Origin of the sequence: Tolypothrix sp. PCC 7601 (genome assembly GCF_025677855.1) — a bacterium.
In the GTDB taxonomy this organism is placed as follows: domain Bacteria; phylum Cyanobacteriota; class Cyanobacteriia; order Cyanobacteriales; family Nostocaceae; genus Aulosira; species Aulosira diplosiphon.
This window is the reverse complement of record NZ_CP064882.1, coordinates 87,841-113,260: the sequence shown is the minus strand read 5'-3', so window position 1 is coordinate 113,260 and position 25,420 is coordinate 87,841. Positions and strand designations below refer to the sequence as shown.

At 40.7% G+C, this 25,420-nt stretch carries 21 protein-coding genes and 3 pseudogenes; 8 read left to right on the top strand and 16 right to left on the bottom strand.

From position 1 onward, the window contains the following. Positions 1-83: 83 nt before the first annotated feature. Positions 84-3,314 (top strand): type I polyketide synthase, encoded by a 3,231-nt coding sequence (locus tag HG267_RS38915; protein ID WP_052335497.1) that lies wholly within the window; start codon positions 84-86, stop codon positions 3,312-3,314. Position 3,315: 1 nt separating this feature from the next. Further along, positions 3,316-6,093, top strand: a complete 2,778-nt coding sequence (locus tag HG267_RS38910) for a type I polyketide synthase (RefSeq protein WP_052335496.1) — start codon at positions 3,316-3,318, stop codon at positions 6,091-6,093. Positions 6,094-6,172: 79 nt separating this feature from the next. On the opposite strand, the gene HG267_RS38905 is transcribed toward HG267_RS38910, so the two are convergent. The 4 genes and pseudogenes from HG267_RS38905 to HG267_RS38890 form a co-directional block, all read right to left on the bottom strand. Continuing rightward, positions 6,173-6,529 carry a hypothetical protein gene (locus HG267_RS38905; RefSeq protein WP_263420093.1) on the bottom strand — a complete coding sequence of 119 codons (357 nt, stop codon included), beginning with the start codon at positions 6,527-6,529 and terminating at the stop codon, positions 6,173-6,175. Positions 6,530-6,569: 40 nt separating this feature from the next. After that, a pseudogene (locus HG267_RS38900) lies at positions 6,570-7,866 on the bottom strand (ISKra4 family transposase). 50 nt (positions 7,867-7,916) lie between these two features. Next, the gene (locus HG267_RS38895) at positions 7,917-9,629 is read right to left on the bottom strand and encodes a hypothetical protein (RefSeq protein WP_228045830.1); all 1,713 of its coding nucleotides are present in this window, start codon (positions 9,627-9,629) and stop codon (positions 7,917-7,919) included. A 535-nt stretch (positions 9,630-10,164) separates the two neighbouring features. Beyond that, positions 10,165-11,352: pseudogene (locus HG267_RS38890) on the bottom strand (IS4 family transposase); the annotation flags it as partial. 106 nt (positions 11,353-11,458) lie between these two features. Between HG267_RS38890 and HG267_RS38885 the strand changes: the two are divergent. Further along, the gene (locus tag HG267_RS38885; RefSeq protein WP_045871336.1) at positions 11,459-11,839 is read left to right on the top strand and encodes a hypothetical protein; all 381 of its coding nucleotides are present in this window, start codon (positions 11,459-11,461) and stop codon (positions 11,837-11,839) included. Between the two features lie 73 nt (positions 11,840-11,912). On the opposite strand, the gene HG267_RS38880 is transcribed toward HG267_RS38885, so the two are convergent. The 6 genes from HG267_RS38880 to HG267_RS38855 form a co-directional block, all read right to left on the bottom strand. Next, the gene (locus HG267_RS38880; protein WP_045873619.1) at positions 11,913-12,119 is read right to left on the bottom strand and encodes a hypothetical protein; all 207 of its coding nucleotides are present in this window, start codon (positions 12,117-12,119) and stop codon (positions 11,913-11,915) included. Beyond that, complete coding sequence (locus HG267_RS38875) at positions 12,110-12,802, bottom strand: hypothetical protein (RefSeq protein ID WP_045873618.1); 693 nt, start codon at positions 12,800-12,802, stop codon at positions 12,110-12,112. Before HG267_RS38875 ends, HG267_RS38880 begins: the two co-directional genes overlap by 10 nt. Next, positions 12,786-13,544: a hypothetical protein gene (locus HG267_RS38870; RefSeq protein ID WP_045873617.1), complete on the bottom strand. Its 759-nt coding sequence runs from the start codon at positions 13,542-13,544 to the stop codon at positions 12,786-12,788. The genes HG267_RS38875 and HG267_RS38870 overlap by 17 nt, the downstream gene beginning before the upstream one ends. After that, complete coding sequence (locus tag HG267_RS38865; protein ID WP_155539583.1) at positions 13,517-14,341, bottom strand: hypothetical protein; 825 nt, start codon at positions 14,339-14,341, stop codon at positions 13,517-13,519. Before HG267_RS38865 ends, HG267_RS38870 begins: the two co-directional genes overlap by 28 nt. 152 nt (positions 14,342-14,493) lie before the next feature. After that, on the bottom strand, positions 14,494-14,931 hold the full coding sequence (locus HG267_RS38860; protein WP_052335380.1) for a hypothetical protein: 438 nt from the start codon (positions 14,929-14,931) through the stop codon (positions 14,494-14,496). 5 nt (positions 14,932-14,936) lie between these two features. Next, the gene (locus HG267_RS38855; RefSeq protein ID WP_045873615.1) at positions 14,937-15,581 is read right to left on the bottom strand and encodes a hypothetical protein; all 645 of its coding nucleotides are present in this window, start codon (positions 15,579-15,581) and stop codon (positions 14,937-14,939) included. A gap of 123 nt (positions 15,582-15,704) precedes the next feature. Here HG267_RS38855 and HG267_RS38850 point away from each other — a divergent pair, with 123 nt between their 5' ends. Then, on the top strand, positions 15,705-16,268 hold the full coding sequence (locus HG267_RS38850) for a Uma2 family endonuclease (protein ID WP_045873614.1): 564 nt from the start codon (positions 15,705-15,707) through the stop codon (positions 16,266-16,268). A gap of 269 nt (positions 16,269-16,537) precedes the next feature. Here the strand turns inward: HG267_RS38850 and HG267_RS38845 are convergent, their stop codons facing one another. Together HG267_RS38845 and HG267_RS38840 are read right to left on the bottom strand one after the other, a co-directional pair. After that, positions 16,538-17,116: a siphovirus Gp157 family protein gene (locus HG267_RS38845; RefSeq protein WP_045873613.1), complete on the bottom strand. Its 579-nt coding sequence runs from the start codon at positions 17,114-17,116 to the stop codon at positions 16,538-16,540. 2 nt (positions 17,117-17,118) lie between these two features. Continuing rightward, entirely contained in the window at positions 17,119-17,403 is a 285-nt protein-coding gene (locus HG267_RS38840) for a hypothetical protein (protein ID WP_052335379.1), read from the bottom strand. Positions 17,404-17,552: 149 nt separating this feature from the next. Between HG267_RS38840 and HG267_RS38835 the strand changes: the two genes are divergently transcribed. Beyond that, on the top strand, positions 17,553-18,179 hold the full coding sequence (locus HG267_RS38835) for a hypothetical protein (protein WP_052335378.1): 627 nt from the start codon (positions 17,553-17,555) through the stop codon (positions 18,177-18,179). Between the two features lie 123 nt (positions 18,180-18,302). Here the strand turns inward: HG267_RS38835 and HG267_RS38830 are convergent. From HG267_RS38830 to HG267_RS38815, 4 genes and pseudogenes are all read right to left on the bottom strand, one after another. Next, positions 18,303-19,730, bottom strand: a pseudogene (locus HG267_RS38830) (relaxase/mobilization nuclease domain-containing protein); the annotation flags it as partial. A gap of 74 nt (positions 19,731-19,804) precedes the next feature. Further along, positions 19,805-21,115: an IS701 family transposase gene (locus HG267_RS38825; protein ID WP_096621593.1), complete on the bottom strand. Its 1,311-nt coding sequence runs from the start codon at positions 21,113-21,115 to the stop codon at positions 19,805-19,807. An 85-nt stretch (positions 21,116-21,200) separates the two neighbouring features. Next, positions 21,201-21,605 carry a plasmid mobilization protein gene (locus HG267_RS38820; RefSeq protein WP_228045841.1) on the bottom strand — a complete coding sequence of 135 codons (405 nt, stop codon included), beginning with the start codon at positions 21,603-21,605 and terminating at the stop codon, positions 21,201-21,203. A gap of 11 nt (positions 21,606-21,616) precedes the next feature. Further along, positions 21,617-21,748 (bottom strand): hypothetical protein, encoded by a 132-nt coding sequence (locus HG267_RS38815; RefSeq protein ID WP_255325355.1) that lies wholly within the window; start codon positions 21,746-21,748, stop codon positions 21,617-21,619. 482 nt (positions 21,749-22,230) lie between these two features. Here HG267_RS38815 and HG267_RS38810 point away from each other — a divergent pair, with 482 nt between their 5' ends. The 3 genes from HG267_RS38810 to HG267_RS38800 all read left to right on the top strand — a co-directional run bounded on the left by HG267_RS38810 (position 22,231) and on the right by HG267_RS38800 (position 25,406). Next, a complete protein-coding gene (locus HG267_RS38810) occupies positions 22,231-23,541 on the top strand; it encodes an IS701 family transposase (RefSeq protein ID WP_096621593.1) in 1,311 nt (436 codons plus the stop codon). 147 nt (positions 23,542-23,688) lie between these two features. Continuing rightward, positions 23,689-24,837 (top strand): ParM/StbA family protein, encoded by a 1,149-nt coding sequence (locus tag HG267_RS38805; RefSeq protein WP_045873611.1) that lies wholly within the window; start codon positions 23,689-23,691, stop codon positions 24,835-24,837. A 2-nt stretch (positions 24,838-24,839) separates the two neighbouring features. Continuing rightward, positions 24,840-25,406 carry a hypothetical protein gene (locus HG267_RS38800; RefSeq protein WP_045873610.1) on the top strand — a complete coding sequence of 189 codons (567 nt, stop codon included), beginning with the start codon at positions 24,840-24,842 and terminating at the stop codon, positions 25,404-25,406. The last annotated feature ends 14 nt before the right edge of the window (positions 25,407-25,420 follow it).

Genomic DNA, 25,420 nt, shown 5'->3' with positions numbered 1-25,420 from the left:
ATTCCTCAGGTCTCAGAAAATCTGGTTTCTTGAAAGAGAGATACGGGATCAAAAAGTTTCCGCACTCAGAATAAGGGTTTGAGATGAATCAAAATTCCCAACAAGATCAAGAGAATTTTTATTCCAGCCAAGAGGGAGTTAAATTCCCAAAGCACGCAACCAACCAAACTGAAGAAACAGAGCAACGCAAGAGTGAAGCGATCGCAATTATAGGTATTGATTGTCGTTTTCCAGGGGCTAATAATTACGAGGAATTTTGGCTCAACCTGGAAGCTGGAGTCAATAGCATCACCGAAATTCCTACCCAGAGGTGGGATACCCAGAAGTATTATTCTCCCAATCCTCAAGAGCGAAATAAAACTATTAGTAAATGGTCTGGACTGATTGAGGCTTTAGACGAGTTTGATGCCCAGTTTTTTGGCATCTCCCCTCGTGAAGCTAAAATGCTCGAACCGCAGCAGAGGTTGATGCTGGAATTGAGTTGGTCTTGTTTGGAAGACGCTGGGTATTCACCATTTCAACTTTCAGGAAGCCCAGTTGGTGTTTTTATTGGAGCTTGTAATTACGATTCAATCCTTTATTTTAACCAGGATCAAGAAAAAATCGAGGGACATCTGGGAACAGGAACTTGGACTTGTATGATTCCTAACCGAATTTCTCACTTCTTTGATTTTCGCGGTCCGAGTGTTCCTGTGGATACAGCTTGCTCCAGTTCACTAGTAGCGCTCCATTTGGCAATGAATGCTCTGAAAGAAAAGGACTGTGAAATAGCACTGGTGGGTGGAATTAGTGTTATGAATTTACCGATAGGATACCTGCAAATGAGTCAACTAGGGATGTTGTCCCCAACAGGACAGTGCCATAGTTTTGACAGTCATGCAGATGGTTATGTGCGGGGGGAAGGAGCAGGAATGATTTTATTAAAACCTCTAGCAAAAGCTATTGAGGATAAAGATCATATTTATGGTGTGATTAAAGGGATGGCGGTGAATCATGGTGGAAAATCACGAACTTTGACTTCTCCCAGTATTTATGCACAAGCCCAAGTGGTGCGTGCAGCGTATACCAAAGCCAATGTCGCCCCTAATACGATTTCCTATATTGAAGCTCATGGCACTGGTACTCCCTTGGGTGATCCGATTGAAATTAATGCCCTGAAACGAGGGTTTAAACAACTGTATCAACAGTATAAGCTGCCAGGATTTGCAAAACCCTATTGTGGTCTAGGGACAGTTAAAACCAATATTGGACATTTGGAAGGAGCAGCAGGAATTGCTGGGGTGATTAAAGTCCTCTTGGCAATGAAGCAGAAAAAATTGCCCAAGATTCTAAATTTTCAGCAATTAAATCCACGTATTAAGTTAGAGGATAGCCCCTTTTATATAGTCACTGAAACCCAAGAATGGCAGCAGTTAAAAACCTTAGCAGGGGAAGTAGTACCTCGGCGAGCTGGTGTAAGCTCTTTTGGGGTTGGGGGTGTGAATGCTCATGTGGTTCTGGAAGAAGCACCACAGCCAAAGACTCAGAGGGTAGGAGTTGAGCGTCCTTTGCACATCTTAACTCTTTCGGCCAAGAATGAACAGGCTTTGGAGGAACTAGTCAAAAAATATCAAGGATATTTGCAGTCAAATCAAGAAGCATCAACAGCAAATATTTGCTTCACAGCTAATAGCGGACGCGCCCATTTTGAACAAAAATTAGCGGTAGTAGCTGAATCTAATGCTGAATTACAGAAACAACTGGAAGCTTTTCTCAAATTTAATCAGACAAATGGAGTAGTCAGAGGACAAGCTAAAGGGGAAAGTCCAAAAGTAGCTTTTCTATTTACAGGTCAGGGTAGCCAGTATGTAAATATGGGTTGGCAACTATACCAAACTCAACCCACTTTTCGGAAAACCTTGGAGGAATGCGACCAAATTCTGCTCCCCTACCTAAAGCAGCCTTTGTTGTCAGTGCTTTATCCACAGTCAACAGCACTTGCAGAAAATTCCTCACTTCTAAATCAAACCGCATACACTCAACCAGCTCTATTTGCAATAGAATATGCCTTAGCTCAGTTGTGGCAATCTTGGGGCATCAAACCGGATGTGGTCATGGGTCATAGTGTCGGGGAATATGTGGCAGCAACCGTAGCAGGAGTATTCAGCCTAGAAGAAGGACTGAAACTAATTGTCACTAGAGCAAGGCTAATGGAATCCATGCCAGGAGAGTTTGAAGCCGTAGCCCAAGAAGTCACCTATAGTCAGCCTCAGATAACGATCATTTCTCATCTTCCTGGACAAAAGGCAACACCAAAAATCTCCACCCCTGAATATTGGATAGAGCATTTCAGGCAACCTGTGCATTTTGGTCAGAGTATGCAAACCCTGTATCAGTCAGGATATAAACTGTTCCTAGAAATTGGACCCAAGCCAATACTTTTAGAAATGGATCGTCAATGTTTACCAGAGGATGCAGGATTATGGTTGCCTTCATTAAACCCTCTGCAAGAAGATTGGCAACAGATCCTCTCTAGTTTAGGGCAGTTGTATATAAAAGGCTTAAAGGTCGATTGGTCGGGGTTTGACAAAGATTATTCCCGTCATAAAGTGGTACTGCCAACTTATCCATTTCAGAGGCAACGCTATTGGCTGGAAGCATCTAAAAATGGGCATCAAAAAGATACCCGAGAAAATAGCCTAAATCTCATTGCTCAACTACTGAATGAAATTTATCCAGAGCAGTTAGCACAGGAGTTAAATTTATCGGAACTACTGACCGAACAAGAGAAAAAATTACTACCTAAACTCTTAAATATTTTAACTAAGCGATCGCAAGAATATGGTCAATTATCAAAACCATATTCAGAAATTTTACAACAACTTGAGAAAACTCCCCAGACGGAACGCCACCAGCTAATGATAAATTACCTGCAAAGTGTGGTTGGTAAATTGTTAGGATTTCATGACTCCCAAAGCCCAGATTCACAGTTAGGATTCTTTGACATGGGCATGAACTATTCGATGATGCTCGAACTCAAAGATTTATTACAGACAAGTTTAGGTTGTGCTATTGCAGTCACAACATTGTCTGAACATTTTAATATTCAAGACCTGGCTAAATATTTAATCACAAAGATTTTTATGGGAGAGTTAGAGGAAAAATTGGAGATTGATAAATATTATGAAAATCCCAACCAAGGAACTCTGATTAATGGTGAAATAGAACTTCTATGTGAAGATGCGATCGCGAATGCCATGACAGAGGAAATAATCGCGACGGCACTTCAAGATGAACTGAAAGAAATTGAATTTTTACTCAACCAGGGAATGTGAAATGACCAATAATTTAACGACAGGGCAACAAGTTGTTTCTTCCCAACAAGTGCTTCAAACTATCAAAGAAATGCGAACTAGACTTGAAGCAGTCAACAAAGAAAAAACTGAACCTATCGCAATTATTGGTCTGGGTTGCCGATTTCCAGGTAATGCAAATGACCCTGACTCATTCTGGAATTTATTACATAAAGGTATTGATGCTGTAACAGAAGTCCCACCTGGCCGATGGGATGTTGATGCTTACTATGATCCTAATCCTGATGCACCGGGGAAAACCTACACAAAACAAGGTGGTTTTATCCAGCAAGTAGACCAGTTCGATCCCCTATTTTTTGGAATTTCCCCCAGAGAAGCAGTGAGTTTAGACCCCCAACAAAGACTGCTTTTAGAAGTGACCTGGGAAGCCTTAGAAAACGCTGGACAACCACCAACAAAACTCAGAAATAGCCAAACAGGTGTATATGTCGGCATTTGCACAGATGACTATGCCCAACGAAATATGAGTCTGGAGAACAGGTTCTTAATGGATGCCCACTTTGGCACAGGTAACGCCCGAAGTATGGCTGTAGGTCGTATTTCTCACTTCCTTGGCTTACAAGGTCCAAATATTCAATTAGATACTGCCTGTTCCTCTTCATTACTAGCTGTACATCTAGCTTGCCAAAGTTTGCGTTCCAAAGAATCCAATCTTGCCCTTGCAGGCGGAGTCAATCTGATTCTATGGCCTCTCAGCACTATCAGTCGTTGCAAGTTGAAAGCCTTAGCTCCAGATGGTCGCTGTAAAACTTTTGATGTTGCGGCAGATGGTTATGGACAGGGAGAAGGATGTGGGATGGTAGTTCTGAAACGTCTTTCAGATGCTATGGCTGATGGTGATAACGTCTTAGCGGTGATTCGAGGTTCCGCTGTCAACCATGATGGACCTAGCAGTGGTCTGACAGTTCCCAATCAGATGGCTCAGAAAGAAGTGATTCAGCAAGCACTACAAAATGCCAGAGTGGAGCCGCATCAGGTGAGCTATGTAGAAGCTCACGGGACAGGAACATCCCTTGGAGACCCGATTGAGCTAGAATCTTTGGCAGCAGTTTATGGCAAAAACCGCCCGATAAATCAACCCTTGGTAGTTGGTTCAGTAAAAACCAATTTCGGGCATTTGGAAGCAGCCGCAGGAGTTTGCGGTTTGATGAAGGTGGTTTTATCCCTTCAGAATCAAGAAATACCGCCCCATTTGCACCTGAACAAACCCAATCCCCATATTCCTTGGCATCAACTTCCTCTGGTCGTTCCCACCAAAGCAATTCCCTGGAATGTAGGCAATCAAAGTAGAATCGCAGGTATCAGTGCTTTTGGAATTAGTGGGACAAACGTTCATATAATCTTGGAAGAAGCACCACAACAAATCCAACCTGAAAAATCTTTAGAGCGTAAATTACAGATATTATCTCTCTCAGCAAAAACTCCAAAGGCTTTGGCAGAGTTAGTTAGTAGTTATGCCCATCATTTGGAAAATAATCCAGAATTAGAGCTAGAAGACATCTGTCACACTGCCAATACAGGGCGTGTTCATTTCAATCATCGACTCGCAGTGATTACCTCTGATAAAGCTGAACTCGCTACAAAACTCAGCAACATCACAGTAGGTAAAGAAGTTACAGAAATATTTTCTGGTCAAATATCTAACAGTACAAGTTCACCCAAAGTAGCTTTTCTGTTTACAGGTCAGGGTAGCCAGTATGTGAATATGGGTTGGCAACTATACCAAACTCAACCCACTTTTCGGAAAACCTTGGAGGAATGCGACCAAATTCTGCGTCCCTACCTAGAGCAGCCTTTGTTGTCAGTACTTTATCCACAGTCAACAGTACTTGCAGAAAATTCCTCACTTCTAAATCAAACCGCATACACTCAACCAGCCCTGTTTGCAATAGAATATGCCTTAGCTCAGTTGTGGCAATCTTGGGGCATCAAACCGGATGTGGTCATGGGTCATAGTGTCGGGGAATATGTGGCAGCAACCGTATCAGGAGTATTCAGCCTAGAAGAAGGACTGAAACTGATGGCGACTAGGGGAAGGTTAATGCAGCAGTTGCCTAGTGGCGGAGAGATGGTATCGGTGTTGGCATCAGAGTCGCAGGTAAAAGATGTAATTGCCTCCTATGCAGACAAGGTAGCGATCGCCGCCATCAATGGTGCCGACAGCATTGTGATTTCCGGTGTTGGTGAAGCGATCCAAGCAATTTGTCGCAATTTCGCACAGATGGGAATCACAACCAAACCCCTACAGGTGTCCCATGCTTTCCACTCACCGCTCATGGAACCGATGCTTGCGGATTTTGAAGCCGTAGCCCAAGAAGTCACCTACAGTCAGCCTCGCATACGCTTAATCTCTAATATTACTAGACAAGAGGCCACAGAAAACATCGCCACCCCTGAATATTGGGTGAACCATGTCCGGCAACCTGTGCATTTTGCTCAGAGTATGCAAACCCTTCATCGGCAAGGATATAAACTGTTCTTGGAAATTGGACCTAAGCCAATACTCTTGGGAATGGGTCGTCAATGTCTGCCAGAAAATGTGGGATTATGGTTGCCTTCATTACGTCCGCCTCAAGAAGATTGGCAACAAATGCTCTCAAGTTTAGGGCAACTATACACACAAGGAGTAGCAGTAGACTGGTCAGGATTTGACCGTGATTATTCCCGGCGCAAAGTATTACTGGGTGAACGAAAAAAAGTGTGGGGAAGAAAAAACGAGTTAGCGTATCATTTACGCTAACTAAGCTCTGACTGATGTAGATGTTAACTCTTACTTCGATATGAATTATTTTTGAAATCTTGCCGCTTCTTCAACTAGGTCATTGAGTCCTAGCTCTAGTGTATGAAGCACCTGGTTTAACGCTTCGATTTTTTGTCCGATTTTTCATCATCTCAACTGCTTTTAAGAAAGCTGGACTACCTGCTTTACCAATATATTGATGACAACTTTTATTACCATTTTTGGTAACAAAGATAGGTGATCCTGATTGCCACTTGTAATACCAATAAGCTCCGCCCTTACCTTTGGCGCGGTAACGAACAATCCAACAACCAGAAAAAGCTACATCACTCTTGTTAAGAGTAGAGATTTCTTGGTTGATTTCTTCTCTTTTGGCAATTAAAAGTTCTACTCTGTGTGCTAAATCTGAAAGACTCTGTTCTCTTGTTTTGACCACTATTAAATACAAGCTTAAAAGTCCAAGGTTAGCGTGAATCTTACACTAACTTAATTTGATTGTAAGATAAGGATGACCAAAAATTTGACCATCGCTCAGAAGAACTTAAATATGCTGCCCTAAGAGCCATAACTCCTTCGGCTCCAAAAAAAGACCAATGCATACCTGCTTGTTTTAATCTTTGTGTAACCACACGCCGATTAGAACTTTCAACAACTCCTGAACCAATCATTAAACCAGCTTTTAAATAAGAGCGATAATCAATTCGACTTTGATTATTAGTTAAATAACGCTCTAAATCGGTAATTGCTTTGGTTAAATCTTTCTTCTTTTTTGGGGAATTGATGACAATTTTCAATTACTGTAGTCCATTCAGATTTCTTCAGTAATTGTTGTTGGGTTTTCACCCAATCTTTTTTGAGTGTCTTCTTTATTCGGATAAGCGGCTTTCGCCACTGACCACACATATTCTGAGAGATGAAAAAAGTCGAGAATTTCCACCGAACCTGGAAATTGTTCTGATGCCATCGACCAAATCCAATGTGCGCCATCACCAATCACTACAGTTTTTGTGGGTTTTGTAAGAGCTACTTGATGATATAAATGGGAGACTCTATCCCTAAATTCTCTCCGCGATTTTAAAGTAGCTACATATTCCCTTTCCCGGATCACACCTCTTTTTTTTACCAACTTTTTGATGGTCTTTACTCCAGAAAATTACACCAACTTTTGCTTCTTTATATCCTTGTTTTTGATTCAAGGGAGTCATGACTCCATCAACTCCCACATATAATAAATCTGGTGGCTCATCCTCTAAATTAGGGACTTCAAACTCTGAAGAAGTGTCTGGCAAACATTCTCCATCGAACTCTTGTGTTTGTAGTTCATTTCCGATTTTTTCTACTTGATTAGCTAAAGTTTTTTCTGCTAACTCTAACGTTGTCCATTTTTGAAACAAGGAGTGAGAGTTAGGAAACTCACTACTGATTCCCAAAGCGCAGGCTAATTCTAATACCATTGGTAGCCATTTATCTTTTGGTAGACCTAACTCTTCATCAACCTTGACCTTAATACCATCTCTTGTAACGTAAGCTCTACGTACAAGAACCATTTCACCTAATGGAGTGTAATATCTTTTTTTCTCGTTTAGTTCTCGGATGTGAGTATTGGGCTTCTTTTTCTTCTATTTTGGCTTGAAATAAGCTTTTTTGCACCTCGTTCCCTAATTTTAGCCACATACTGTAGAATTCGCGCACAAATTCTTCTAAATGGTTCCACTCCGGTAAGGAATTGAGTGTGTCATGAATGTGAGACAGAATTGATTGGAGGTTGTTCATGGGTAGTTTGGTTGCATCGCATCAAGAGCTATGTTAGCGTATTAAATCCGCTAACTACTCTCCCACACCTTTTTTCGTTCACCCGGAAACAGGTAGCGAAACTCGTGCCTATCTCTGCTGCGAATGCGTGTTGGTTCCCACAAAGGATTGACTACAACTCTTGCAATGACGTTGATTGAGCCGGGAGCATCCGCAGGCATGGCAAAGGAGCGATAAAGCCGTTCATCTTTCTTAAAGTCAAAAAAGTAACTGGGGTGAGACTCTGACCATTTTTTGGCATCGGCGAGTAAATTTTCTCCACCTATTTCTTTGAGATCTTCCAATCTTTCTGCACTTTTGGGCGAATCTACCTCAACCTGAAGTGCTTGAAATAGACGGTTTAGTAGCTTCCTTTGTCGTTTTTCAAATCGCTCTACATTTTCACCGTCTTGGGGCATCGATGACTGTACACGCCCAATGTTTGTTGCTACTAGCCCTACTTTATTTTGACTGCTAGCAGCAGCAATCTCTGCTAAATTTTTGTATTTTAAGTTGCCTTCTCCATCTGTAATTTCCGTATACGCCAGCTTAGGGCGTTGTTTAACTGGCTCAAATCGCCCCGGTTCACCTGCGCGGAGAGTTTCTTGAGCAATATTAGGTAGTTTACTAGCAGAACTGACCATTAATTGGTCGCCGTCAAAATCGGCTTGGTGGTATTCCTCGGCATCCTTGGGGTGAATCCAAACTACATTGCGAGTTTTCTTCAATTCTGGATCGTGGATGTTACTGTAGAGGCGGATGTTGTCTGAGTTGACGATGGGGTAACGGGTGAGAATGACATCTCCTTCCGGTAGATGGGGTACACAGATTGTGCCACGAGTTAGGCGATCGCATGGCATTGCCATACCCGAATTATGGTTGTATCCACCCTTAATTGCTAGATCACGCCATTGATTGGCTATGTAATCGGTGGCAAACTTGCGAAATTTGGGGGTTTCAATCAATTGACCATATTTATCGCTGCGTAATAGGGAAATCCAGCGAGATTCCTGCGCTTGATTGTTAGCATTACCCTCAATTTCGTTAAAAGCTTCTTCTGACTGCTCTTGCTGCGATGGCGGAACGCCCGCCGTAGGCGATCGCTGTTGTTTGTCATATTGTTGAATGATATATTTTGCTAACACCAAGGGATTGCGCTGCAACTCGGCAAGTTCTCTAGCTTTTTCTTCGGTGGGTTTGCTCAAATCTTCTTTGATTGCTTCTTCTGAGTACCAAATGGTAAACTGCCAACTATTATCGTAGCTGGTAGCTTTGGCGTTACCTCGATTACCAATTACCGCTTGGGGAAACTCATAGTCACCGCAGGGTATTAAGTTTTTGAGTTCCGACTTTTTAATACCTTTAATTGAGGAACGATCCATAATAATGTCGTAGCCTTGGGCATCAGTCAAATTGGCATCGGGTAGGAAAGTACCTTTGGACAAGAAGCTGGTTTTTGGGTACTGAGAATTATCTGGTTCAGTCCAATTACTCCTCCAGGCAAACCGAAATTGGAATGGACAATTGCCTTCTCCTCCTAATTGTTTGGCAAGTTGGGGCGAAATCTTGCAGTGACAGTCTCCTGTTTTATAATGAGCATATTGTGGATCTTCAAAGTCCACAATTTTAACTCGCAGCCCTGTAAAAGTTTCTGAGCCTTTGTAGCAATTGCTAACTAGTAAAGAACCATAGCGACAGGCAGTATCCGGTTCTGTAGCAAATAAGCGTCTAATTTTTTTATGCAATGAATCATCCGCAAAGTAATAACTATTGCCAGAACTGAAAGCTAACTTGCGTCGGATTCCATCACTAAAGGTTCTTTGTCTTAAATGGTTGGCATCTGGATTTTTACTGTCAATTTTAACCAGTAGTAGAGCAATACTGTTCGGTTAAGGAAAAAGAGGGGGGTAAGATCAAGAGAAATTTGTTCGCGTATTTATTGCGAGAACTAGAGACTAAAAAAAGATGGACAAATTCTCATACACTCAAACTATGAGAGAGAAAATAGTTAAACTATGAAATTATAAATTGAGAAACAATAAATTACCGTAGCGTCAAACTAAATAGATTCAACTTGCACGTTTAATAATTTGAAAAGATAACTGTTGTCTTGGAGTACAATTATTCCTGTGACTTCGTTTTTTTACTCTTAAACTTAGAACGAGCCTTCTTCACCACTCTAGGATTACTTCGCTGTTGTCGTAAAGGTATTTCTAAATCAGAAATTTCCGCCATTAACCAACTATAATATAAATTAATATCCACATTCGTATTTATCTGGCGTTGGAACTCAGGAATAGCACGCCGAATCACTCGTAAACTCCCAACAAAACTTAACCTTAAAGGAGAAATATTCTTCAAATTGCTACTTTGAAACATCAAACAACGTAAACAATAATGAGCCAACAACCAACCATAAAGTTCTTGCACCACTTCACGAGGATTCTTAGAACGAATAGGAATTTTCCTTGCTAATAGATGTACTTTCAACTCATCTAAAGTATTCTCAGCTTCCCATCGCTTATGGTACTCTTGTGCTAACAGCAAAGCCGGAAACTTATCAACATCCATTAAATTAGTAATCAACCGATAGGTTTTTAGAGTACTATCCTCCTCAATCACATATTCAATAATACGAACTGAAATTCGGGTTGCCCCCTTCTTTCTTGACTGTCCATCAGGTGCAATCCAAGATAAATAAGAACCATCTGCCAACGTTTTTACTACTTGAAACTTCACATGGGCAGGAACACGACCAAGGAAATGACCTTGTTGTTGGATGACAGTATGAACCATCTTAAAAGAATGCAATCCTCTGTCCCACATTAATAACATACTAGAATTAATACTGCGTAGTAATTTTAAAGCACCTCTTCTTTCTCCAATACGATAGGGAGAACAAAAAGCATCTATAATTAAATGAGTACCTGCTTCTACCAAAAAGACTAATCTGACTTTAGGAAAGCCTGGATATGTCCCTTTAGGAGAACCAGGATAGCCAAAGACTCTAGCATTTGTGGGAGTATCTGGAACATCAAAAACTGTTCCGTCTACAGCCATAATTCTGAATTCCCCCAAAAAAGCATCAGGTGTTAATATTGTTGCTAAGGGCTTTGCCACCAGTTCAAATAACCTTCTCATTACAGCTGCTCCGGTTCTTTGACGGGCTTCTGTAATTGATGAAGCAGATGGGGGTTGAAGACGTAAACCTGATGGTATGTGTAAAGAACTCAAACCATGAATGAGATTTTTGAACACATCAACAATTGAATCAGATGACCAAAAACTCAAGGCAATGACTAAGGTAACTATGACATAAGTTGGTAATATTCTGAGTCTTCGTTGAGAGCTACAAGTAGTTTCAATAGCCTTGGTGATGGTTTGAGCCGGAATTACCTGTGACAAAGCTAAAAGTATTTGTTGAGAATCTAGACAGGCTGTTTGTGCCTGAAAATTTACCAGTGGCATATGCTAAGAACAAAAATTTTTGTAGAATTTTAGTCTAATGGTCATAATATATTAAATGTTACTTAGTTCTCGAACACATTTCGAGAACATATAAATGTTATTGATCATGTCCACAAAAGAAGATGATCTCATTGCCAGAGCGGAACTGTTGCAACAGGCGATTGCGACTTTGCATCTGATGATTCAACAAATTAAAGCGGTGGGGGAAATTGCGCCTCCTGGTTGTTCTGTTTCCCGTTACCAAGCACGCGGTAAACAAGGGGTTTATTGGTACTACAAGTTACACGCTTCTCAAGCAATTTTCCCTACTTCTCAACCAGGTAAGTTAACCAAATACAAGCATTTAGGGAAAGCTGGAAGTCCTGCTCACATTGATGCGGTTCTCTCGGTTGCTCGAAGGACTCAGGTTGATTACTTACAATCATGTATTGATTCTCTCCGACAAAACTGGGCTGACTTATACAACAGTCTCAAAGAGAAAAAGTAAGTCTCTCAACTTTTTATTGTTCTCGCAATAAATACGCGAACAAATTTTTCTTGATCTGACCCCCTCTTTTTCCTTAACCGAACAGTATTGCAACACGATCTGGGTCAACAAAGCAAAGTTTCACCTGTTTACCTTGTTGAGAAAGAACTCTGCCTAACCGAACCAAAGAAGCAGCCAACCAAGAACCAGTACCACCACACCCAACTAACCACAGTTCTATTTTCGAGTAGTTGAAACTCACGACAGGACAAGCAATTGCCAAATCAAGATTTAGCTCCATAAGTTCTCCATCACGTTGATGGGCGGTACATCAGTACTGTAAAATTTGCATCCAGATAAAAGCGAGACATCAACCATGAAAAAGTCTCGCTCAATGTCAAACACTGCTCTAGCAGGTACATCCCAACAGTGGCGAAACAGTCCAACCCGTAATTTAATCTCTGGTTTTTTGGTATTAACTCGACCTAGTACCGCATAGATACGAAAGCCAGATTCGTCAGCGTTATCATTAGTAGAGAAAAAGGCAGCTAAGGAACCGTGGGAATGGATATCGAAAGCCGCTTTATGGTGGGAAGAGTCGCTACCAGAATGGGTTGGCTGACAGCTAGTTGGAGTTTGAATTTGCTGTGGGACTTGTAAATCCCAGCCTGCATCAGTACAGTGGAGGTGAAAGAGAATTTCGTGAAATTGATTGCCAGCTTGATAACTCAACCGCCACATTTCCAGTAGCAGAGCTTTGGGAATTAAGGGAGTGACTTTGAGATAAGGCGTTAAATGAGGTAGCCCTTTGATAGTTTGGGTACTCAAGCAAATGGGCATTAATACCTCTATACCAGGACGAATGGCTCTAGCAAAGATGCCATTTCCGGCATAAAGGTACTCTAGTCCACTGCTGGTGTGTGTAGGCAGAGATGAAGATGTGACAATTTTGTAACCAATAATACCTTCAAGCAATAGGTTCATCAAGGATTTCCTGCACAAGCATAGCGACACTTTTTTGATTGCCGATAGGCACAAGGTCAGATACAGGATAGGTTGCGCGTCTACATCTTTTGTGCAGTTTTAGAAGTTGCTGGCGAACATCCTTGCGGTATTTCTGTGATTTACTTATTGTTAAATGGTTGGTGAAAATACTAGAAATAAACAAATTCCAAGCATGGTTAATTGATAGACCATTAGCAGCAGGTGGTTCGTTCACTCCCCAACACACCTGTCCAGAACTGTAGACATTGGGTAGTGGCGCATGAAAGGCCGGCGCTTGAGGAGTAAACTCTTGTTCTTGAATTGCCCAAACCCAATACTTTAGTCCCTTACCCACAAACACCATTGCAGGTAGTGGAACAGTTAAAGAACCAAGTTCATCGCAATTGATCGTATGAGTGGCTAGTGGGATAAATTTCACCAAATATGTGTCTGTACTGCCCGTACCCCAACGCACAATTCCTGGTTCCATCCAACCAGTATCAATTGGTTCGTTGCTGAAAGCAGTTCTCAAAGCTTCGGGTGAAATGCATTTGTAAATATGAGCTTCGGGAATTTTTATGTCTTTGTGGTGGAAGATGTAAATGCCATCCAAAAATAGCAATTCTGCTTCAATTACTGGAGATTTTCGGGGATGGTCTGCCAAAATTGCTTGTAAAATCTCGCCTGATAAAATTGCTGTCGATGTGGTTTCAATTAACGTGGTTTCGATGCTTGTTTCCATAGTTTTAGTAGGATTTGAGCATGAGGTTTTAAGTCTGCTTCTAACCAATCTATTAAGTTAGCTGCACAGTTCAGCATTCGGTCAGCTTGCTGCCATTTTCTGGTAAGAAAATCAATAGATGCTTTCGACCAAGGTAAAGAGGTGCAGTGAGGTTGGTGGTAATAATCGTCTGCGTATTCGTCCAACCAAAGGTTTTTAGTTTCATGGTCTAGCAGTTTTAAAGTTAAAGGCAGAAACTTTAAAGGATTATCTAAGTTATGACACTGCCGTTTTAGTTTTTTGTAGTCAATTTTGTCTGGGTGGTCGATGTTACTGTACGTAATTTCGTAAATTGCAAATTCACTATCAAACCAATCGCTACCTTCTGGGTCTATGTCATCAAGCCAACAGCGACCATTATGGCTAAAAGGTAAAAGTAGTTGCCAACCGTCTTTAAGATGTTCAATTTCTCCATCCATTGTCCAATCAATACCCATTGGTGTAATAGGAATACTGTGCAATCTTTGTTCGTAGGCTGTTTCTATAGTCCAGTCGGATAAGGGAAACAAATGAGCGTAAATCAGTACAATGAATTCCAGTTCTCTGGGACTATGGCAATCTATATCTGTAGGTGAATAAATAGTGGCTTGACTCGCTTTCCATTCGTTAGGGAAGTAGTGCTGATAAAGTCCTAATAAGGAGTAGATATTGAGTTGGGTTTCCAGATATTCAAGTGATTTAGTAGCATCTAAGGTAAATTGATACTGACTAAGGCTGTAAATTGCCTCTGCCATACTGAGGGGTACAAGGTGAGACATCTTTTAGTGCGACTTGTCATTTATTGGGGTCGGAATTGAACAACACAGAGACAGCGTTAGGGTGTGGGGTGGACTTCAGTCAAAATGCAAACTGCTGTAATTCGGACAATAATTTATCCCTCAAGTCAATTTCCAACCCCTTTTGTTAGCAGTCAAAAACCTTCAAGGATAACGCTAGATGTGGGAATGCTGGCTTTCAGGAATTTTAGGGTTTGGTTGATTGAGTGAGAAAATTTTGTCCCTGATGCGATCGCCTCTTCAATCTGGATTGATAGCTGTTCTGCATTTTGCCAGTCAATTCCCGTGACGACCTGACGTTGACGCATTTGGTAGCACATTTGGACTGCGGGGTTGATTTCTTCAGGAGCCACTATCAGGAAATCTAGACAAGAAGCACCTTTTTTACCGGGCTTCTTGATGATGTGAATGGGTTCTCCTGGTTGACGCTCAATGTCTGCGTTTGCCAGTTCAGCGCACAGAGGAGTGAAAGCATCCCGTAGTAATTGGTCGTCAACCGCGATCGCCTCCGGAATCCAGTGTTGTTGACCTTCGTAGATAACAAGTAATTTGTTGCTATTTGTAGTATTCATGGCATTTAAAACAGTGAAATCTGCGTAGTATTGCTAGCTGGCTTAGTAGTATCTGAGCTAGTAGTTTGAGTACGAATTGGAGTCTGGGGAATGTGTGCCTTATTAATTTTGGCACCTTGAGTCTGGACTAGATTCCGGCGAATTTGACGGTTAGGAAAATCAGCTTTCAGTTCGTCTAGTAGTTGAACAATTGCAGGTGGTAAATCACCTAGTTCTTCTTGATTGAGCATGGTAACTACAGGGAAATCACCGTGACTACTGGCAGCAATCATTACAGGTCTATCTCCTGCTTGTTGTTTAGGTAGTAGAGTGATAACGATTTGAACTTTGCATTGCTCGAAAATAAATGGCTCTAGTTGATTTACCCTGTTGGTAGCAAATGTTTCTATCTCATCACCCTCTAACTGATGAGAATAGATTTCATCGTCGGTGTAGTTATTTTCATCACTTACTGGTTCTAAAAGTTGCAAGAAGTTAGGTTTACCTGCACGCAAGCGTTCCCTGTCAAATAGCAATCCTAAAGCTTGGAATTGTTCTTCAGCAGTAGTTTTTCCCTGTGGTTCCCAAATGTAAGATTTTAAGGTTTCAGGTGTAACAGTGAGATTGGCTTTGACAATGGCCTGTTCTGGTGTTAGCCATTTTTTGGTCATAACTTTTTGGGCTTTGTTAATGGTGTGCAAGCGGTTGTGGCGGTAGCCAAAAGCAAAAACTGTTTTTGAGAGTCGAGTACTGCTAGACTAAAAACGTATCCCGTTTGCTTTTCTTCAGGAGCCATGTCTACGGTAATTACCCAATCCCTGACCCTGGAGGAGTTTCTCAAACTACCAGAAACAAAGCCTGCCAGCGAATATATTAATGGTGAGATTATTCAGAAACCAATGCCAAAAGGGAAGCATAGCCGATTACAGTTAAGGCTGTGCAACAGTATCAACGATGTTGCCGAAAGCCTGCATATTGCTTATGCCTTTCCAGAACTGCGCTGTAGTTTTGGTATTCGCTCAGTAGTACCTGATGTAGCGGTTTTTAACTGGTCGCGTATTCCCTTTGCTGCTGATGGGGAAGCACCCAATGATTTTCTGCTTCCTCCAGACTGGACAATTGAAATTCTTTCTCCCGAACAAAGTTCAAATCGAGTCACAGGTAATATTCTTTATTGCTTAGATCATGGTTGCCAATTAGGTTGGTTGATAGATCCAGAAGATCGTTCTATTTTAGTCTTCCGTCCAAATCAACAACCAGAACTTTTGCAGGGTGATGAGCGTTTGCCAGTGTTACCCGGGATAGACTTAGAATTAAGTGTTGCTCAGGTGTTTGGTTGGCTAAAAATGAGCAGTTAGAGAAGCACATGAAACACTATTTCTTTTAGGAAATAGCCTTAATCCAGTTATGTTACAACATATTTAGTTTTTATAGTCCCAATCTACTTACAGCTATTTTTAGGTCAATCAATCACATTTTTTAATTGCACACAAAGGCGGAAAGAAGAATATAAGAGTTTGATTTAAGAACATGAAAACTGTTGTAAGTTGCAAACAAGATTTATAATTAGCAGCCAACAAAACAGTGAAATTGCTACTGTTGGCTGCTCAATTAGTTAAAACTATTGCTAAGTTAAAAGCGCGTCTTTGAAGTCGTGGATTGCCGTTGCTGTTAAAGCATAGATAACTCGGCGCTTACGCTCGATATGAGTGCCATCTACAGGAATACCTTTTTTCCAAGCAGTAATAATAGCTTTCTTATCTGCTGAGTAAACAGTCTTTTCTCTGCGGTATTTAGGAGGCAATTGTTCTGCATCTATCAGCACCTCACAACTTGGTGGATTTTCTTTAATTGTGATGCGGAGTGAATTACCGATCATTTGTTCAGGTAAAATTCCGGTAGCGGTTTGTTGTAAAATTGTTTCATCTAATTTTTGTCGCCAGCGTTCTAGTCTTAATAGTGCTGATTGATGTACAGCTTTTAGATGTTCTAGCCGTTGCTTAATAGCCGCTATTTCAGCATCCAGTTGCAATGCTAGTTCTGCTTGGATATCAATAACTTCTTCTTGAACTTCCTGAGTTTCCCAAATAGCGGTAATAATAGCAGCTTCCTCTTCAGGAGTCTGGCAATTAGTCAACTGTTCCCAGAGATGAGCAGCAGTTTGGGAAAGTCCTGCTAAGGATTGTTGAGCGAGTACTAAATTCATAACTACCACTCCTGACAAACTTGGTAGTATTCATATTCAACCTCAATTTGTTCTAAAATAGCTATAGTGCCTGAATCTAAATTAGTATTGTCATATAAATGTGAAGTGACCTTTTGTGTAAGTTGAGGATTTTTACAAGCAGTAGTAGTTGAGTTAGGTGATGTTGAAGTTGTTTTCAATGTTTGCATAAACTTTGCTTGCTTAACGCCAGAAACAATGGCGCGATAGCGCGTCTGGTAAGCGCAGCAACTTTCTCTGGCAATAGCTAGGATTTCAAATCCTGACACAATTATCCTAAAAATTCCAATTTATTAGTCGTTTTGTTCTTTGCATTGCCTCAGTTGAATCTGGTTTAATTGCCAATGCTTTAGCATAAGCAATACTAGCTTCTTGCTATTGATTTAATTATTAAACACAAGCAACCTGATAACTACTAATGTCTACTGGCTATTATCCGGTTATCCTTTATCCACCGTTAGCAAGGCGGTTTGCTAACAGCGATCAAAAAATGGGGTATTTAAAAGCATTGTTTCAAGGATACATTGCATTACCAGATGGAAATGGTACAGCCAAGCAAGGCGTGAGTGAAAAGGAGTTTTTTCGCTATTTACTGTGTGCGTTTCCAGGAAATCTTATCTGTCAAGCTGTTGAATTTGAAATTCCTGGTTCACCCCGACGCTATTCAGCCGATTTTATCCTTTACCATCAATCTTCTGGATTAGCTCTCGATATTGAGATTGATGAACCTTATACTGGAGACACAGGTAAACCTCACCACTGTATTGATGTTGATGACGATAAAATCCGTAACCGTTTTTTCTTGCAACGCAATTGGTGTGTGGTGAGATTTGCAGAAGTTCAGGTGGTACGTCATCCTTGGAGTTGCTGTAAGGCGATCGCTCAAATCATCGCTCGGTTGACTGGAGATGATAGTGTATTCATATTATTGCAAAGATTGGCTGATGTTCCTTTACAAAAACAGTGGACAAAGCGTGAGGCTAGGCTGATGGCTAAGAACAATTATCGCCAGTCTTATCTGCAAAAAATGGTAAATTCAACCTAAAAATAGTAACTTCAATACTCATCTTTTACCCAATAGAGAAAAGCCCGCCCCTACAAAATATTCTGTCAATTCCCAGATCAAATAAAATTGAAATTTTAATACAAAAGCTAACTCTGGTGACTATTATTCAAGTTCCCAACTTTGCGGCTGTGGTATTCGACTTTGCTTGGGTTGCTGTTTGTTCAGGGTTAGCATCCCATTCCAGCCTGCTTCACCGGGAGAAACTTTTTTGGCTTGAGGTAGTTCAGCTAGTATCTCAGCTATCAAGTCCTCAACTTTCTCATTATCTTTAAAAGCAATGACCACTGTATCGATCGCTTGCAAAAGTTCTAGAGGTAATTGCTCGCTATCGTCTACACTCCAATACAATGTAGGTTTGCGCTTTTCTTTATCAAAAGTTGATTCTAAGGCAATGACAGAGAGAACTTCAATCGGGTCACTTAGTAGCACTGCTCTTTTGACTGTGGTATCTGTAGCAATCCAAAAACTACCATTTTTTGTGCGTTCAGAGTTAACGGAAATAACGGTGAAGTTACCTGCTGGTTCTAACTGCTTGGCAAGCGTTGGAAGATCATCGAGCGTGCGTTCCACAAATATTGCTTGACCTGCAAGACTTGCATAGAGCCAACCCTTTTCATACAGTTCTGCAAGCAGAGAATTGGGTAAATTGTACTGCTGGCTTAGGTTTAGGCGTATTTGCTCCCAGTTTGCTGGTTCTGGTATGGGTAAGGAATTGGTCACAGAAACAGAGAACGCAGTATTTTCAACTTGCTCTATTAGCTTCTTTGTGCATTTGTCATCCTTTTTTGGCGCTGCTATTGTGGGATTTTCAACAGCTTGGTCTATCAGTTTTTGAATGCGTTGATCATCCCGCTTGGGACTGTAGTTTACACCGCGATGCTTTTGTAAACCAGGAAAGGTATATGCTTTACCGAGATGTGTACCACTAAAAGCTACACCGTCAAGTTGGTAACTTATGCCTTTGACTTTGCCTGTGCGAGTATAACCGACGCGGACATTAATACCTTGTTGTTGCGATCGCTCTATTAACTCTGACATAGTGGGATGGTCGTGTGTTGCTTGGTCGAGCGATCGCTGGAGTCTCACTCTAACGCTTTCCTCTCCAGTTCTGGCAAGTTGCCTACGTTCGCCAGTAGTTGGACTGTGCTTATCTTTTTCCCAACTTGGTTGCACCGATTGTAAATTGTATTCCTGCTCCAACTTGCGAATTACCGCTTCACTTCTGCGATAATCCCAGCTATCAGAAACTGTAGTGCCATCTAAGCGAATGCGACTGGCAACAATATGTATATGGTCATGTTCTCGATCAATATGACGCACTACTGTATATTGATTCATGTCAAAACACATTGCTTGCAAATATTTTTGGGTAATTTCATGCCAAGTTTCATCATCCAAACTCTCTTGGTGAGGCAAGCTGAGGGAAGCATGATAAACAGCCCTACTAACTTTTGGGTTTAGTTGTCTAGAGAACCGGAACTCAGCCGCCAGTTCTCGTGGGTTGTTTCCTTCCATGTTCCCACCAATTTGTTTAGCTCCTTCTTTACCAAAGAGATAGTTTAATAGCCCTCGAAAACTTTTGCCTTTAACCCTCTTTTGTCACTCTAGGCAGAGGAAAAGTAGAAATCAGGGTGAATCAGGGATATAAAAATTGAACTGGTGAGGCTATAAATAATAGATTGAAGTTTAAAAAAACCCAAAGCTAATTGAGGAATAGGAAAAACCGTTAACCAGGGATATATCAGATTAAATAAAGTAAAAGGTTGAATAATCAAACGAAGATTGTTAAGAATGTTCTTCCAGCCATTTCCATTATCCCACCAAGGATGTGAAACAAATTTTGACTCTCGTTGTGATGGAGACTGAAACAGTTGCTCCGAATGCAGACTAACCATTAAATAAGCACTGCAAATAATTTCCCACCATCGCTCAATATCTGGGTAGTGAGTCAGGCGAAAATCTGACCAACCTAATTCATTCTTACTTTGTTTTAACCCGTACTCGACCCAAGTTCTTAAACCGTAAAAATTTCCAACTTCTCTTGGCGTAATGTCTGGATATTTACTCATCACATACCAAGTAGTGTTATCAGGCAAATTTTCTGGATCTGTAGTAATTTGCCAATATCTAAGTTCTCCACGTTTTCCCGGAATAATTTCTCTAATAAATCGATTTTCCCGACTCAAGTCAGAGAATACCCTTTGAAACTTCTGCCACTTTAAATATTGAATATGTTGTCGTGGAAGTATTTCTACATAATGATTTGACCGAATCGCTACTATATAGTTCAAGTTTAGTTCATCTAATACAGATATGAAATTCTTACCACTCTCTCCATATAAGCTATCTGCAAGTACTAAGTTGAATTTAAAACCCATTGATTGTAGCTTTTTTATCAGTATTGCTGCTATTTCTGGTTTAGTGCGGTACTTATCTCCTGCCTGTAATCTTTCCCTGGGTTTATACACTTCAAACAGTAATGGAAATGTCATCCCACAGAAAACACCATATACTGTCACTGCCACAATTCCATTATCTGTTTTTCCCAAATTTCCTATATACTGCCGTTTCACATAATCTGTCTTGCTCCCTTTCTTTTTATCCCCTGTCTCATCAATAATTAAAATGATTGGTCTACCTTTTAGCACTTGTAAAATTAACTCTAACCTTAAGGTTCTTAACTTTTCTATATCCCAAGGTGATGTAGTTAGAAAATGATGCAACCCTTGCTGGTTATCTAATCCTACGATTTTTGCTATTTCTGGCAATGTTTTACGTTTTAGATCAGAAATGCAGCCTACATGGAGATATTTAAAAGCCTCGAAACTCCTAACATCTGGAAACAGACTTTTATACCACTGGCAATATTCGTCCACAAATTTGACTGTTGGTGCGGCTGGACGGGGCTGTACCATGCTCTGTGTCTTGGTTCTAGCATTTTTACCTTATTATACTACTGCCAGAGTGACAAAACAGGGTTAATCTGCTTGCCAATCACGCTTAATCTTGTAAATCGCCGATCAAATCGATTTCAGTAATCTCTCGTCGCACTTGTTTCACCATATTCCTAAGTTGTTCTAACAATGTTCTATTTACAACAATCGGTTCTCCCATCAGTACTGAAGTATTGATTGCTTTAGTTATTTGATTGAGATTGTTGCCAATTTTACCTAGCTCCCAGTAAGTTTGACCAGCCACTTTAGTGACACGCCGGGGCAATTGGTTTTTTAGAGTCTTGCTACGAAACAATTCACTAATTGTGAGATCGTTTTCAAATGCCATCTGCTGTGCTTTTTCATATTCTTTTGGAGTCAATCTAATATCTATCCTTAATGAGCGCTTTTGCATTACCAGTGCATTAGTTATTAGTTTTTTCAGTTTGACAGTATTGTTACGAGTAGTCATTGACCAACTGTCTATTTTTGAATTTGTAATGCAAAAACAACAAATTTAGTACCATCGCTACGCACTTCTATTACTGTGCTAGAGTGCTGTAGGCGATCGCTGTCTTGCACCATCACAGCTAGTTTTGATTGTTTTCGTATCATCTTCCCCTCTGTCACGGTGGTTGACCTACTGAGGTAGGGGAACCGTGAAAGGAGGGCAAGCTTGTTGCCGCACCTGGGGGTGCGTTTTTTCTCCCAAGAAAAAATGTCCGGACAGCAACATAGCTTGCTACTCACCAAAGGTTTTTTTGGGCTACTCGAATCAACTGCTGGATGAATATGTAATGGATCTCCGATGGATTTGTATTGGATCTCTCATAGCATATTATTTGTCAATAATTTATCATTGTTGCAACTAAAAATTATACATAGAATACGTATGTCATCCAAATGGATCTCTATTGGATCAACATTGTCACTGTAATGAATCTGCAATGGCTCGTTCGTGGAACTGGCATGGATCTGTGATGGCACACTTTTCTAAATCGAATTTCTTAGCAGAAAAGTAAGGACTTAATTAACCCTGTTTTGTCACTCTGGCAGTAGTATAATAAGGTAAAAATGCTAGAACCAAGACACAGAGCATGGTACAGCCCCGTCCAGCCGCACCAACAGTCAAATTTGTGGACGAATATTGCCAGTGGTATAAAAGTCTGTTTCCAGATGTTAGGAGTTTCGAGGCTTTTAAATATCTCCATGTAGGCTGCATTTCTGATCTAAAACGTAAAACATTGCCAGAAATAGCAAAAATCGTAGGATTAGATAACCAGCAAGGGTTGCATCATTTTCTAACTACATCACCTTGGGATATAGAAAAGTTAAGAACCTTAAGGTTAGAGTTAATTTTACAAGTGCTAAAAGGTAGACCAATCATTTTAATTATTGATGAGACAGGGGATAAAAAGAAAGGGAGCAAGACAGATTATGTGAAACGGCAGTATATAGGAAATTTGGGAAAAACAGATAATGGAATTGTGGCAGTGACAGTATATGGTGTTTTCTGTGGGATGACATTTCCATTACTGTTTGAAGTGTATAAACCCAGGGAAAGATTACAGGCAGGAGATAAGTACCGCACTAAACCAGAAATAGCAGCAATACTGATAAAAAAGCTACAATCAATGGGTTTTAAATTCAACTTAGTACTTGCAGATAGCTTATATGGAGAGAGTGGTAAGAATTTCATATCTGTATTAGATGAACTAAACTTGAACTATATAGTAGCGATTCGGTCAAATCATTATGTAGAAATACTTCCACGACAACATATTCAATATTTAAAGTGGCAGAAGTTTCAAAGGGTATTCTCTGACTTGAGTCGGGAAAATCGATTTATTAGAGAAATTATTCCGGGAAAACGTGGAGAACTTAGATATTGGCAAATTACTACAGATCCAGAAAATTTGCCTGATAACACTACTTGGTATGTGATGAGTAAATATCCAGACATTACGCCAAGAGAAGTTGGAAATTTTTACGGTTTAAGAACTTGGGTCGAGTACGGGTTAAAACAAAGTAAGAATGAATTAGGTTGGTCAGATTTTCGCCTGACTCACTACCCAGATATTGAGCGATGGTGGGAAATTATTTGCAGTGCTTATTTAATGGTTAGTCTGCATTCGGAGCAACTGTTTCAGTCTCCATCACAACGAGAGTCAAAATTTGTTTCACATCCTTGGTGGGATAATGGAAATGGCTGGAAGAACATTCTTAACAATCTTCGTTTGATTATTCAACCTTTTACTTTATTTAATCTGATATATCCCTGGTTAACGGTTTTTCCTATTCCTCAATTAGCTTTGGGTTTTTTTAAACTTCAATCTATTATTTATAGCCTCACCAGTTCAATTTTTATATCCCTGATTCACCCTGATTTCTACTTTTCCTCTGCCTAGAGTGACAAAAGAGGGTTAACAGCAGCGAAAAAAATAACCAACTGGATAAAATTTGCCTCCAACAAAATGGTCAGTAGAGTGATGTTCACAGTCAATATTTGCATTTAAGTTAAAAGCAGCTTTTATGGATAATCACAACCACAGTCAATGTCAAACCTGATAGTCAGTTTTGACCCTGGTGCTTCCTTGACCAAGATTGTTTACGAACTAGCAACTGAAGGCAAACCATGTTTGATGACAATGGAACCAGAGATGCTGAAGTTGCCTCAAAGTTCGATTGACGCTTATATGTCGAGTCGCAAGGGTCTTGAATCTCCTAAACCAGTAGATGAAGCCTGGGTGTCAAGTTCTGCAAATGGTGATACACAATGTACAGTAGTTGGATTCCTGGCACGGCAGTTTTCAGCATCTGCCAGACTCGATAAGCTCAAGTACGAAACCTCAATTCACAAAGCCTTGGCGGTTATTGGTGCGATCGCTCAACACAACAAATTGCCTAACAGGTTTTCACTATCACTGACCTCACTACTGCCCTATGGTGAATATCAAAATCGTCAAGCATTTGAGCAACAATTGCAATCTGCACTCAAGGATTTTAGATTTCGGGGTCAAAGATTGCGGGTGAAGCTGGAGCGATTCGAGTGCTTACCCGAAGGTGCGGGATTGGCAATGATACGCCAACGCCAGAATGGTAAAGAATGGTTCAACGCCCAAACCATCGCAGTGCTAATGTTCGGGCATCGCAATACCAGCCTTCTATTATTTGAACGGGGTAAGATGACGGCGGGTTACACCAATGGGCTGGGCTTTCACCAAATGGTAAAGCGAGTAATTGAGCGCACATCTGGGCAGGATGCCACTGCTTTAACCTCTGCCATCTATGCAGCCGGTTCAGATATCACGACTGATAACCAAGCAATTCGCACTCTGGTCAAAAGTAGAGAACCTAAAAATCTTGATTATGAATTGCAGATGATTGTTAATGCCATTGCTACTGCTAAAGCTGAGTATTGGTCTAGGCTTTACGATTGGCTGGAATCAACTTTACCTGCGGTGAACGAGGTGATTTTGAGTGGTGGCGCAGCATTGTACTTAGAGCAAGAGTTACAAGACTGCTTTCAAGAAATTTCAACTTATTGGGGAGCTGATTTACAGCAGCAGGTACAAGAAGTATTCAAGGATAAAAGTAATGATTATTGCCATACTTTCCGAGAGCAGGAAGCTTTGTCGTTTAGGTTGATTGATGCGTTTGGTTTGTTTATGCGGTTTAGAGCGCAAATCGAGAAGGTAGCATGACTATGACTAATAATAAATTACGTGAAAATCATGACACTAATAGACAGCGCAAAATTTTTAGATTTTCTTACCATCCTTACTCAAATACGGTAGACGGGCAATTAATTGCATATTTGCAACAGGGAGATGAAGTGCGTTCTAGCAAAGAGATGGTATTACAGGCATTACGAATGTGCTGGTTGCCTTTAGCATACAAAGCACAAGCAGATACAGGTGTAGATATTAGCGATCAAGAACTACGTCGGGTAGGGTTGATTTGTTGTCATGCCCTGGAACAACATTTGGCTTATTTGCGGATGGAACTAGGATTACCACATAAATCAAGTGATGTTTTGCCTATGCCTATAAGCACTATGACCAATCCTCAAACGCTTGCTACTATGTTCGGTCTAGATACAAGTAATTCTAGTCACAGTAATCCCGATCATAGTAGTAGCCAAAATAAAGGTAGTAGTAATAGCAATAACAATGGTAGCAGCAAGCCAAAACACAAATTTGATTCTGACTCCTTCATTCCTGGCGAGGGGTCTTTCTATGATGAAACAGACAATATGTTTGAGGATATTTAAGTATTTATTAATGC

Coding starts and splice junctions, on each gene's coding strand:
- HG267_RS38810 (WP_096621593.1), top strand. CDS start 22,231: ATGGTACAGCCCCGTCCAGCCGCACCAACAGTCAAATTTGTGGACGAA.
- HG267_RS38805 (WP_045873611.1), top strand. CDS start 23,689: ATGTCAAACCTGATAGTCAGTTTTGACCCTGGTGCTTCCTTGACCAAG.
- HG267_RS38885 (WP_045871336.1), top strand. CDS start 11,459: ATGTCCACAAAAGAAGATGATCTCATTGCCAGAGCGGAACTGTTGCAA.
- HG267_RS38835 (WP_052335378.1), top strand. CDS start 17,553: ATGTCTACTGGCTATTATCCGGTTATCCTTTATCCACCGTTAGCAAGG.
- HG267_RS38845 (WP_045873613.1), bottom strand. CDS start 17,116: ATGAATTTAGTACTCGCTCAACAATCCTTAGCAGGACTTTCCCAAACT.
- HG267_RS38855 (WP_045873615.1), bottom strand. CDS start 15,581: ATGACCAAAAAATGGCTAACACCAGAACAGGCCATTGTCAAAGCCAAT.
- HG267_RS38800 (WP_045873610.1), top strand. CDS start 24,840: ATGACTAATAATAAATTACGTGAAAATCATGACACTAATAGACAGCGC.
- HG267_RS38865 (WP_155539583.1), bottom strand. CDS start 14,341: ATGTCTCACCTTGTACCCCTCAGTATGGCAGAGGCAATTTACAGCCTT.
- HG267_RS38915 (WP_052335497.1), top strand. CDS start 84: ATGAATCAAAATTCCCAACAAGATCAAGAGAATTTTTATTCCAGCCAA.
- HG267_RS38880 (WP_045873619.1), bottom strand. CDS start 12,119: ATGGAGCTAAATCTTGATTTGGCAATTGCTTGTCCTGTCGTGAGTTTC.
- HG267_RS38910 (WP_052335496.1), top strand. CDS start 3,316: ATGACCAATAATTTAACGACAGGGCAACAAGTTGTTTCTTCCCAACAA.
- HG267_RS38815 (WP_255325355.1), bottom strand. CDS start 21,748: ATGATACGAAAACAATCAAAACTAGCTGTGATGGTGCAAGACAGCGAT.
- HG267_RS38850 (WP_045873614.1), top strand. CDS start 15,705: ATGTCTACGGTAATTACCCAATCCCTGACCCTGGAGGAGTTTCTCAAA.
- HG267_RS38860 (WP_052335380.1), bottom strand. CDS start 14,931: ATGAATACTACAAATAGCAACAAATTACTTGTTATCTACGAAGGTCAA.
- HG267_RS38875 (WP_045873618.1), bottom strand. CDS start 12,802: ATGAACCTATTGCTTGAAGGTATTATTGGTTACAAAATTGTCACATCT.
- HG267_RS38820 (WP_228045841.1), bottom strand. CDS start 21,605: ATGACTACTCGTAACAATACTGTCAAACTGAAAAAACTAATAACTAAT.
- HG267_RS38825 (WP_096621593.1), bottom strand. CDS start 21,115: ATGGTACAGCCCCGTCCAGCCGCACCAACAGTCAAATTTGTGGACGAA.
- HG267_RS38870 (WP_045873617.1), bottom strand. CDS start 13,544: ATGGAAACAAGCATCGAAACCACGTTAATTGAAACCACATCGACAGCA.